The organism is Mycobacterium sp. DHQP2018-32-09, from assembly GCF_058148405.1.
This window is the reverse complement of record NZ_JBYVYK010000008.1, coordinates 1-11801: the sequence shown is the minus strand read 5'-3', so window position 1 is coordinate 11801 and position 11801 is coordinate 1. Positions and strand designations below refer to the sequence as shown.

The 11801-nt window shown below is 66.6% G+C and carries 9 protein-coding genes; all 9 read right to left on the bottom strand.

The genetic code is table 11. The annotated features are described in order from the left end of the window. Positions 1-242: 242 nt before the first annotated feature. Entirely contained in the window at positions 243-1331 is a 1089-nt protein-coding gene (locus AC30CM_RS05840) for a hypothetical protein (protein ID WP_490115890.1), read from the bottom strand. Positions 1332-2061: 730 nt separating this feature from the next. Then, a complete protein-coding gene (locus AC30CM_RS05835) occupies positions 2062-2388 on the bottom strand; it encodes a hypothetical protein (protein WP_490115889.1) in 327 nt (108 codons plus the stop codon). A 380-nt stretch (positions 2389-2768) separates the two neighbouring features. Next, positions 2769-5405, bottom strand: a complete 2637-nt coding sequence (gene dnaB, locus AC30CM_RS05830; protein WP_490115888.1) for a replicative DNA helicase — start codon at positions 5403-5405, stop codon at positions 2769-2771. Positions 5406-5863: 458 nt separating this feature from the next. Then, positions 5864-6319 carry a 50S ribosomal protein L9 gene (gene rplI / locus AC30CM_RS05825; protein WP_490115887.1) on the bottom strand — a complete coding sequence of 152 codons (456 nt, stop codon included), beginning with the start codon at positions 6317-6319 and terminating at the stop codon, positions 5864-5866. Between the two features lie 14 nt (positions 6320-6333). Then, positions 6334-6603 (bottom strand): 30S ribosomal protein S18, encoded by a 270-nt coding sequence (rpsR, locus tag AC30CM_RS05820; RefSeq protein ID WP_490115886.1) that lies wholly within the window; start codon positions 6601-6603, stop codon positions 6334-6336. A gap of 53 nt (positions 6604-6656) precedes the next feature. Beyond that, on the bottom strand, positions 6657-7169 hold the full coding sequence (locus tag AC30CM_RS05815) for a single-stranded DNA-binding protein (RefSeq protein ID WP_490115885.1): 513 nt from the start codon (positions 7167-7169) through the stop codon (positions 6657-6659). 112 nt (positions 7170-7281) lie between these two features. Then, on the bottom strand, positions 7282-7572 hold the full coding sequence (gene rpsF / locus AC30CM_RS05810; RefSeq protein ID WP_490116002.1) for a 30S ribosomal protein S6: 291 nt from the start codon (positions 7570-7572) through the stop codon (positions 7282-7284). Between the two features lie 127 nt (positions 7573-7699). Continuing rightward, the gene (locus AC30CM_RS05805; protein ID WP_490115884.1) at positions 7700-9334 is read right to left on the bottom strand and encodes a glycosyltransferase family 87 protein; all 1635 of its coding nucleotides are present in this window, start codon (positions 9332-9334) and stop codon (positions 7700-7702) included. A gap of 8 nt (positions 9335-9342) precedes the next feature. Further along, positions 9343-11751: a transglycosylase domain-containing protein gene (locus AC30CM_RS05800; protein ID WP_490116001.1), complete on the bottom strand. Its 2409-nt coding sequence runs from the start codon at positions 11749-11751 to the stop codon at positions 9343-9345. Positions 11752-11801: the final 50 nt, after the last annotated feature.

The window sequence follows — 11801 nt, the reverse complement described above, 5'->3', positions numbered from 1 at the left end:
CATTTTCCATCGCTAACTGCATTCACTGGAATGGTCACTGCCGTCCCACGTAAGAACCCGTGACCAGTCCGTACCTTCAGAGCAGCTGGGGGTACAACTCTCGGGCTGGTCGATAGTCGCGTAGCTGCCATCGACGCCGGGCCCGGAGAGACTGGCGTATCTCCCGTCATAGTGTCCGTCCTCAGTTCATCCGATCTCAGCGAAGCGTCGGCAGTGGAGCCAGCGGGTAGAGCAGATGTCATTTACCAGCGCAGACCGAAGCCGAGACGCTGACGGAAGTCCCGAAGATCGTTGTAGTCGGGGGGCTTGATCTTGGGCTGATGAATCGGCTGCACTTCTGGGTCAAGCTTCGCGACGTAGCGGTCGCACCATTCCAACCACTGCTCGGCGGCAGCACGTTCGTCATCAACCGGCATCTCTGCCACACGGCAGCGTTGCTTCGCGAGGTAGTCACGCAACCGGCGGGCGAGTTCCCATGCGCTCAGGTCGGCAACTAGACGCTCCCCCAGCGCGTGCTGCATGTATGCGTCACGGGCGAGTTCGTCCTCGCGGCCTCGGCGCTCCTGATCGGCGATCTGCCGCAGTCGCTCGGCTTCCTTCCGTTCGGCATGGACGGCCGCCCATCGTTCGAATAGCGGCAGTACGTCGCAAAGACGCGATTCAAGGACCAACTTCGCACGGTCCCCCCAGCTCATTTTCGTTTGGTAGCCGCTGTCAGTCGCGACGGTCATATGCAGTCGACCAGACTTCACATAGTCATGAGTCGGGATGCGATACCAGCTCTCTCGCTTGGCTTTTGCCATTTCACGCTCGGTTGTCACATGCGGTACGCGGTCCTGTGGTTCAGAGATTGAGATCGCACACTTAATGCCGCCCACCTCGAAGAGCAGGCACCCAACGAGGCCACCGGTCGGTGTGCCGTACACGTATCCATTCGGCCGCTTGTACACCCGCACTGTGTGTCCGCGGGCCTCCGCTTCGCCGACCAATGCATGCAGCAGTCGGAAGGCTCGCGGACGTAGGCTTGCGCTGAGGTGTTCCAGCCGACTGTCCGTTCGCAACTCAGCCACCAGCGGATGCAGCTTGCTTAATCGTTCCGGTAGCGGTCCACTCTGCCAATCACGCTTGACGTCGGAGAATCGCAAGACGACGTAGCCCGGCTTCACCCAGTCGTTGAGGATGACTTGCTTGTCGTCGGGCGCCATCTGGCGCCGGTTGATGATCGACACCAGGTGCGTGTAGCTACGGTCGTCGTCGGTGAGGTCACGTTCGAGGAGCCCAGCTGCGTCAACCATATCCTTGACCAGCTGATGGGTGGGCTTCAGCTGCACGGGTCCCGCAACCTTCCGAGTCGGTGGCTCTTTGCGGTTGGCGATGGAAGGCGGCAACCGTCGCGGAACCCGTACCCGGTGCAGTCGGTGGCCGGCTGGGTAATTGCCGGTCGCCAAATACTCGGAACCAGCAGGCAGGACCGACGCGCTCCACGTCCCGCCACGTTTGGATACGGTGACGAGCCCACGCCATTCGAGCGCTGCGGTGGTCGTCTTGTACGACGAGTTCGTCCACCGACCGTCCGGGCACCCATCGCTGATCCAGCGCAGGACCTCAACCTGGCGTTCGTTAAGTGGAGCATCCAAAGCCATAAGGAAAATTCTCAGCGACCGACAACCGCGGCGCGATCCGAGCGTCCAATGGCGGAAGCAGGCTGCCCGGCGCCAAACCTCGGCGAGGCGGGTTCAACCAGCCGCCCGAACGAGCGCCCACTAACGACTTTCGTAGGGAAAAGCCTGTCTCCCTGTGCGCGCAGCACAAGTAGTTGGCTGATCTCGCCCGCACAATCGCGCCGACGACGGCTTGCGGCTCCTCGTCACCCCGCTCCTACGGCAGTAGGGGTCACCACCCACACGCCGAAGCCCACACCCACCACCGAGGCGTAACCGGATCTGAGAGCGATGGGCCAGCATTCGCTCATACTTAGCCCATTAAGGGGCTTAGTCCAACGGTGCGCGAGTACGCGGCGTGCGCCGACTGGCATTGTGGCCGCCTCAGACGATTTTCCATTCATCGAATAACGTGCTGCAGGATTATGCCTGTTTCGTTTGGGTGCCGTCGCAACCAGTCCGAAAGCTGCACGCGACAGCTCTTTTCGACCGTTCGCCCAATGTCAGGATTCATGAGTTTAGTTCGGCGGTTGCCGCCGAAGCTCGCGTGATTGAAGTAGACGGATACAACTGCTGCGAGACCAGCGAGAACGCTAGCGGGCGATACTGTTGCGCCGCTACTCAGCATGCCGAGCTCGGCTGCGCTGTCTATTGCACGCGCCACGGTCTCAACTTCTACCGACGTGAACCCGAACGCGTCTTTGTCGTCCTCCAGGTTCTCGGCCACCCGCGGTCTCCTCATCGTCCCGGTTTGTAGGGCGATCTCCGTGACCGCCCACCCGCGTCTAACTGCCCGCCCCTCGCCCTTCGCCGATCGTCGAAACTACGAACCTTTATCTGAAGCCCGGCCCGTTCCGCCCAGCTTTCAGATCGCGAATCTGGCTTCCCACAGTCTATTTCGGATTCCTTGGCCAAGCCGTAGTTGGAGACACTTGAACACGTGTCCGTCTAGTCGTTCCGGAGAAGTCATCCGCGTACCCCGGCACTACATGCGCGTACACGCTAGCGAACCGGGACACCCGAAAAATCCCACTTTCATGTCCAATTGGACATCGTCTGGACATTTGAGTTGGGATTTGGACATTAAACTCGGGAAGCCACACACCCCTACGCCCCGTGCGCCATGTTCGTGAACCGCGACAGGTGCAGCTGGTGCGCCACGGTGATCGTCTTCGTCGGTCCGGCGCGGTGTTTGGCGATGATCAGGTCCGCCTCGCCACCGCGGGGATCGTCGCGCTCGAACGCGTCGGGGCGGTTCAGCAGGATCACCATGTCCGCGTCCTGCTCGATGGAGCCGGACTCACGCAGGTCCGACAGCATCGGCTTCTTGTCGGTGCGCTGCTCGGGACCACGGTTCAGCTGGCTCATCGCGACCACCGGCACGTGCAGCTCCTTCGCGAGAAGCTTGATGTGCCGCGACAATTCGGACACTTCCTGCTGGCGCGACTCGACCTTCTTGCCCGACGACATGAGCTGCAGGTAGTCGATGACGATCAGCCGCAGGTCGGTCTTCTGCGCCAGCCGGCGCGCCTTGGCCCGGATCTCCATCATCGTCAGGTTCGGTGAATCGTCGATGTAGAGCGGCGCCTCGCTGATCTCGCTCATCCGGCGCGCGAGGCGCGTCCAGTCGTCGTCGCTCATGTTGCCCGACCGCATGTCGGCGAGCTTGATCTTCGCCTCCGCCGACAGCAGGCGCATCACGATCTCGGTCTTGCTCATCTCGAGGGAGAACACGATGCTCGCGTGGCGGTGCTTGATGGAGCACGACCGCAGGAAGTCCAGGCCCAACGTCGAGTTGTGCGTCGGCACCATCGCCCGACTGGCCAGGTACAGGTGGTCGTCGTTGTCGACCTCGACGCACCGCACCGGCACGCTGGCCACGGGCCGCACGTCGACGATGAACCTGGAATGGGACCGTGCCGTGCCCGTCGCCCGTCGACGCTCCTTGTGCAGCAACGACTTCCGATACAGGCCAAACACCTCGTCCTCGGTGGAGAACGTGACCGTGAAAGCGGTCGACGTTGACTCCGTGCGCCCCTTGACCCGCTTCGTCGACGTCTGCGCCCGATACCCCAGGCTGACCACCAGCTCGGCGAAGTCGCTCGCCAGCCGCTCGTTGGTGACCGAGAACTGCGCGGCGCCGCCCGCCGTGACGGTCCCATCGGTGTCGAGCAGGCCCGCAAGCAGCGCGCGGCGCTGCGATTCCGAGGCCCGCAGATACTGAACGGGAATGTGCTTGTTCCCAAGCACTCCCAACGTCCGCAACCGCGCCTGCAGCGTCCCCACCGCATTGCGGCACGGCTGGCAGAGCTGCAACCCGCACGACGGCCCGCCGCAGCGCGCGCACGTCGGCGCGGGCACCGGTGCCGACAGAAATCGTGCCCGTCCGCCGCACGACCGGCCACACGTGCCCACCTGGCTGGTGTGCGGCACGAACGGGGCGCCGCACACCACACACGCGCGCTCGCCGAACCCCGAAGCCTCGGGAAGCAGCACCTGATAGCGCATGGTCGCCGAGCGCGACGGCCGCATCACCAGACCCTCCGCCTCGATGCGCATGACGATCTCGGCGTCGGCGGTGGTGATCTGCGCGGCCGCCGACGTGCCGTCACCCAGCCACGCACCCAGCGTGTACGGCGGCACCAAAAGGTCGGCCTCGGGCGCGTGGATCGGCTTGGCGTTCACCACCGAGTGATTGAGCCGCGCGTCGGCGGTGGCGCATCGCACGGTGGCGGCGATCTCCCGCGTGGTCCGGATGGCCGCAAAGGTGCGCTGATTCTTGTAGCGGTGGTAACCCGACGCCGCCGCCTGCGCCGACTTACGCGACGCCCGCGTCTCGGTGAGCCACTGGTGCTCGGCGTCGGCGACGATGACCGTGCCGTCGGAGAACTCGACCTCGAAGCACGGCCGTCCCGTCATGACCTCGGTGGCGGCCACGACACGCGTCGGCTCACCATCGGCCCCGATGAGCCGATCGCCGACGCGCACCTCGCCCATCGTGGTCCAACCCTCGGGCGTGGGCAGCGGCGTGTCCAGCGCCAGGGCCTTGCCAACCCCAGGCCTGGCCGCGACGACCACCATCTGACCGCCGTGCAGGCCGTTGGTGACCTCGTCGAGTTCCACGAATCCCGTCGGCACGCCGCGCGCGGTACCGCCCTGCGAGGCGATGGCGTCGATCTCGTCCATCGTGGGCTGCAGCAGATCCTCCAGCGCCACGAAGTCCTCGGCCGTGCGGCCGTCGGTGACCGCGTACACCTCGGCCTGCGCACGGTCGACCACCTCGGCCACCTCGGCACCCTCGGCGCCCGCGTAGCCGTACTGCACGACCCGCGTACCGGCCTCCACGAGCCGCCGCAGCATCGCCTTCTCCGCCACGATGCCCGCGTAGTACCCCGCGTTCGCCGCCGTCGGCACCGTCGAGATCAGCGTGTGCAGATACGGGTGCCCGCCGATGCGCTTGAGCTGACCGCGCCGCTCCAACTCGGCGGCCACCGTCACGGCGTCGGCCGGCTCACCGCGGCTGTAGAGGTCCAGGATCGCGTCGTACACGTTCTGGTGGGCCGGCCGGTAGAAGTCACTCGGCCGCAACCGCTCCAGCACGTCGGCGATGGCGTCCTTCGACAGCAGCATGCCGCCCAACACCGACTGCTCGGCCGCCATGTCCTGCGGGGGCTGACGCCCGTAATCCTCGCTGGGCGGAGGAGCATCGACCTCGGATCGACCCCGGTCATCGACGACGGCCACTCAGCGTCCCCCTCCCGAAAATCCTACGAACACTCGTTCGACATCATCCCCCGGACCACCGACAAGAGCCGGGGAGTCGAGGGACAGCGGCCAACGTTAGACGTTGCTGGGCAGGCCGCAAGCAGCGCTCGTGGACAACCCTGGGGATGGCGTGGGGATAGCCGAGGACGACCATGGGGAGGCATTGGGGACAACCTGTGGACAACGCCTCGCTATAAGTCGATTTATGCTGCTCAAGCGGCCGCGAGACGTACCGAGCATTGTGGATGCAAATTGCTTCGGCGTGTCGTCCTGGGTTGCCATGTCGGGCGTGTTGGATGGCGACGACTGGCCGAAGAGGTTAACAGCGCCCCTCGCGCGCTGTCCGCACAATGGACGGCGAAGTTCGCCAGAGAGCACAGCAACGCCCGGGTGGGAACCTTGGAGGCTCCCACCCGGGCGTATTGACGCTGGAGTAACTACTCGGCGACGACGGCCAGCGACACCGCGGCATGCACGTCGGGCAGCAGGCGCACGTTGACCACGTGCGAACCCACCGACTTGATGTGCGCCTTGGGCAGATCGACCGTGCGCTTGTCCAGGTTCGGACCGCCGGCCTTCTTGATGGCCGCGACGACGTCGGACGCCGTCACCGAACCGAACAGCTTGCCGCTGTCGCCGGCCGTACGCACCGCCAACGACACCGAGTCGAGCGCCTCGATGGCGTTCTTCAACTCGACGGCGTGCTCGCGGTCACGCACCGTCTTGACCTCGCGGGCGCGCCGGATCTCGGCGGCCTGCCGCTCGGCCCCGCGGCTGGCGACGATCGCCAGGCCGCGCGGCAGCAGGTAGTTGCGGCCGTAACCGTCCTTGACCTCGACGGTGTCTCCGGCCGAACCCAGGTGATCGACCTCAGTGGTCAGAATGAGCTTCATCGACGTCTCCCGATCTACCGCGTCGCCGAGCTGAACGGCAGCAACGCAACCTCGCGGGCATTCTTCACCGCGACCGCGATGTCGCGCTGGTGCTGCACGCAGTTACCGGTCACGCGACGGGCACGGATCTTGCCGCGCTCACTGATGTACGTGCGCAGCAGGCCGGTGTCCTTGTAATCGATCACCTGCCCCTTGCCCTTCTTGGAGCAGAACACGCACTTGCGTGTCTTGATCGGCTTGTCCGGCGCCGGCCGGCGCTTGGTGCTGGTGGACTTGGACTTCATGGCTATCTCTTTCTAGATGTTGCGTGGTGGGCGCACCCGGCGCCCGAGTCATGTCAGAAGGGCGGCTCGTCGTCGGCGCCGCTGAACGAACCCGACGCCGGGGCGCTGCCCCACGGGTCGTCACGCGGCGGCTCCGACTGCCGCGAACCGCCGCCGCCCGAACCTCCGCCGAAGCCGCCACCACCGCCGCCGCCGCCACCGCGGCTGGCCTTGTTGACCTTGGCCGTGGCGTAGCGCAGCGAGGGGCCGATCTCGTCGACCTCGAGTTCGACGACGGTGCGCTTCTCGCCTTCCCGCGTCTCGAACGAACGCTGCTTGAGCCGTCCCTGGACGATGACACGCGACCCACGGGTCAAGCTCTCGGCGACGTTCTCCGCCGCCTCCCGCCAGATGTTGCACCGCAGGAACAGTGCCTCCCCGTCCTTCCATTCGCCGCTCTGGCGGTCGAAGGTGCGGGGCGTCGACGCGACCGTGAAGTTCGCGACGGCAGCACCCGACGGGGTGAAGCGCAGTTCCGGATCGGCGGTCAGATTTCCGACGACCGTGAGGATGGTGTCACCAGCCACGGTTACCTCCTGGGTGGGTTCTCGGCTTCGCGCAAGCTTTTCGCTGTCGCACTCGAAGGTTGGTCGCAGGCGAGCCTACGGAACCAACCCGACGAGCATGCGGTTTGGCGACTCAGTGCTTGTCGGTGCGCATCACCTTGGTGCGGAGCACGGACTCGTTCAGGTTCAACTGACGATCCAGCTCGGACACCGTGGCGGGCTCGGCCTTGACGTCGACGACGGCATAGATGCCCTCGCCGTGCTTGGCGATCTCGTACGCCAGCCGGCGCCGGCCCCAGATGTCGACCTTCTCGACGGACCCGCCATCCTTGCGGATGACGTTCAGGAACGTCTCCAAAGACGGGGCTACGGTCCGCTCGTCGAGGGTTGGGTCAAGAATGACCATGATTTCGTATGGACGCATGGAAACCTCATCACCTCCTATGGTCGTGACGGCCACGGTCTGTCCGTGGCAGGAGAGTCGCCTGCGTCGGCAACCGGGTTAGGTTACTCCAACCGCCGCTGACCAGCCAAATCGCGTGACCCCGCGCTCACCGCACGGGTTCGGGCTCCGGCTCTGGCGCCGTCGCCCGCGGCCTGGTCCACGGTCGCGTCGCCCCCGGCCGCAACCGGGTCGGCCACCACGTCGGGAACGCGTCGGCGGCGCGGTCGAACACCCCGCCCGCCGGATCGTCCACCCGCCCCTGCCAGCGCACCAGGTCGGCCTCCGGCCGGTAGATCCGACGCAGCACCAGCACGCACAGCGTCACCACCGCGACGTCGCGCAACAACACCACCGTCGTGAACCACTCCTGCGGCAGACCCATCTTCTGCTCGCCGTACAGGAACAGCATGCGCGGGATCCACACCAGCGCGTCGATGGTCATCCACGCCAACAAGATTCGTCGATGCGGCAGCGCCAACGCCGCCAGCGGCACCAGCCACAGCGAATACTGCGGGCTCCACACCTTGTTCGTCAGCAGGAACGCCGCCACCACCAGGAACGCCAACTGCGCCAGCCGCGGCCGCTGCGGCGCCGTCACCGCGACGTACCCGATGCCCACGCAACACACCGCGAACAACACGAACGTCACCGCATTGGTGACCGCCGGCGGCTCCCAGAACCCCAGGCTCGGATCGAAACCCCGCCACCCGGTGAACGACTTCACGACGTTGTAGATCGAATCCATGTCGTCGCCGCGGCGCGTGTTCAAGCGGAAGAACTCCGACCACCCCCGCGGGAACAGCACCATGATCGGCAGGTTCACGACGAGCCACGCGACCACCGCCGCCACCGTCGTCTTGCCGAACTCGCGCAGCCGCCCCGTCCGGATGCTCAGCAACAGCAGCGGCAGCAACAGCAACAGCGGATACAGCTTGAGCGCCACGCCCAACCCGATGAGCACGCCCGCGAACACGTGGCGGCGCCGCGACCATGCCAGCAGCGCACCCATCGCGGCGGCGGTCGCCAGCGCGTCGAAGTTCGTGAAGATCTGGAAGATCACCAACGGCGACGCCGCCACCACCGCGGCATCCCAAATCCTCCGACCCGCCAACATCGCCGTCGCCCACACCGTGGCCAACCACGCCAGCGCCAGACCCAACGCCGAGATGTTGAAGAACATCACCACCTCGGCCACGATCGGCACCGACGCCACCTTCGTCAGCGCCGTATAGGTCTTGGCCAACGTCATCGACACGTACTGATAGAGCCCGGTGAGCACCGGATACTCCATGTACCTGACCGCGGGCGACCCGTCGTACTGCGTGCGCGGCTGACCCTCGCCGTCCTTTTCGATCCAGCTCGACTTGTACGGAAACTTCCCTTGGTTGAGCAGTTCCGCCGTGTACAGCGGCACGGTGTCCGAATAGCAGAACTCGTAATACGCCCGCTGGTTCTCCCACACCGCGACGCGCTGATCCGCCGTCCCCGACGTCGTCGACTGCAGGCATGCGGCCTTGGTCGAATAGCCGAACACCAGGAACAACAGCGCGATCAGCAGCATCACGCGCAGCGGCGTGAGAAACCTGGCGCGCCCGATCAGCGCATGCTTGCCCACCGGACCGCCGACCAGATTCGACAGCGCCCGCACCGTGACGTCGGTGCGGCTCGGCAGATCACGCTCGTCGGCGCTGCGCCCATCGACGCGGGCCTCCGGCGACACCAACTCGGGTGGCTCCGTCACGGGATCCGTCACGGTGGCGGCGGCGGCGCGGTCACCGTCGGCGTCGGACCACCCGGCGGCGCTCCCGGACCACCCGGCGCACCCACGGGCACGTTCGGATCACCACCGGGCGCGGGCGGAGCCACCGGCACCGTCGTCGGCGGACCCCACGGAATCGTGATGCCCGGCGCGATCTCCAGCGTCGGCTGAATCACCGTCTCCGACGGCGGCGCCACCGGCGGCGCGGACGACGGCGGCGGCGCGGCGGGCGCCTGCGGCACACCGGCGTAGCCGCCGATCTCGGTCGGCTTCGGGAAGGACTCGTTGTCGGTGCCCTCCAGCGCACCGTCCATCGTCGCCTTCCAGATGTCCGACGGCAGACCCGAGCCGTACACCGGCCCACCGTAGGAGTTCACCAGCGGCCGCGTGCCATCGGTCGTGCCGACCCACACCGCGGTCGCCAGCGACGGGGTGTACCCCACCATCCAGGCGTCACGGTTGGCGCCGGTGTCCCCCAGCTGGTTGGTGCCGGTCTTGGCCGCCGACGGTCGCCCGCCGGCCAGATTGTGGCCGTTCGAGTAGCCGGCGATGGGCTGCATGGCCGCGGTCACGTTGTCCGCGACGGCCTTGTCGATGCGCTGCTCGCCCTTGTCGTCCTGATCGGCGGCGTCGAACAACACCTTGCCGTCGGCGTTGACCACCTTCTGCACGAAGTGCGGCCGGTGATAGATCCCCGAATCCGCCAGCGTCGCGTACGCCGACGCCATGTCGATGACACGCGACTGGTACTGCCCCAGCACGATGCCGTTGTTCGGCGGGCCACCCTTGCCGTCCTCCGACAGCGTGTGGTCGACACCGGGGAAGCTCTCGGCGATGCCCGCGGTGTGCGCGGCGTCGGCCACGTCCTGCGGGCCGTTCTTCAACTTCAGCATCAACCGGTAGAACGACGTGTTCAACGACCGCTTCAGCGCCTCGGCGATGCTGCACGTGCCGCAGCTGGCGCCCTCGACGTTGTTGATCGTGATGCCGTTGACCGTCACCGGCGAGCTGTCCACCTGGTAGCCCAGGCCGATCCCCTGCTGCAGCGCGGCGACGAGCGCGAACACCTTGAACGACGAACCCGTCGGCAACCCCGCCTGGGCGAAGTCGAAACCGTTGGCGTCCGAACCGCCGTAGTACGCCTTCACGCCGCCGGTCTTCGGGTCGATCGACACCACCGCGGACCGCATGTCCGGCTCTTGACCGTCGAGCGTCTTGGTCACCGCCTGCTCGGCCGCCTGCTGCGCCTTCGGATCGATGGTCGTGGTGACCTGCAACCCCTCGGTGTTGAGGGTCTGCTCGTCGATGTCGAAGAGGTCCATCAACTCCTTGGTGACCTGCCGCTCGATGAGACCGTTGGGCCCCGTCGTCTGGTCGGCCTGCAACGCCTGGTCGGGCGGGATGGTCGGCGGGAACACCTGCGCCTTGCGGTCCTCCGGCGACAGCGCACCCATGGTGACCATGCCGTCGAGCACCCAGTTCCAGCGCTCCGCCGCACCCTCCGGGTCGACGGCCGGGTCGAGCGTCGACGGCCGCTGGATGAGCGCCGCCAACAACGCGCTCTCGGCGACGTTCAGCTGCTCCACGGGCTTGCCGAAGTACGCCTGCGAGGCCGCGGCCACGCCGTACGCACCGCGGCCGAAGTAGATGATGTTGAGGTAGGCCTCCAGCACGGCGTCCTTGGACCACTCGCGCGACATCTTGGTCGAGATGACCAGTTCCTTCGCCTTGCGGATCAGGCCCCCCACCCCGGAACGCGCATCGCCGACGAGGGCGTTCTTGACGTACTGCTGCGTGATGGTGGAGCCACCCTGCAGGTCGCCGCCGAAGATGTTGTTCTTGAACGCCCGCGCGAAGCCCGTGAAGGAGAAGCCCGGGTTGCTGTAGAAGTCGCGGTCCTCGGCCGCCATCGCGGCATCGCGCATGGCCACCGGGATCTTGTCGATGTCGACGTCGACGCGGTTGCCCTCCGGCGGCACGATGCGGGCCAACTCGCTGCCGTCGCTGGCCAGGATGGTCGACACCTGCGCGGTGCGGATGTCCCCGGGCTTGGGCACCTCCACGATGACGTAGGCCATCGCGAACGTCACGATGGGCAGCAGGATCGCGACGATCACCGCGGCGAGCGCGCCGCGGCGCACCCACTTCCAATTGACGTGAAACTGCCGCTGCCGAGGTCCCGACGGCCCGCCCGGCCCGCCCGTCGGCGGCTTGCGCGGCGGACCCGGGGGCGGCTGCTTGGGCGGAGTGCCGTCCAGCGCCGCCTTGACGACGTCGATGGGGTCGCGCAACCGCGGATCGTCGACGCCGCGCACCGGCGGCAGCACCTGGGTGCTGCGGTCGTCGGGCCCGCTGGGGCGCGACGGCGGCGGCGTCTGCCGGCCGGCGGGGCGGGTCAGATGAGGGGGCGCCTCGTGCCGCGGTGGCGTCGACGCCGGAGCGGGCGCGG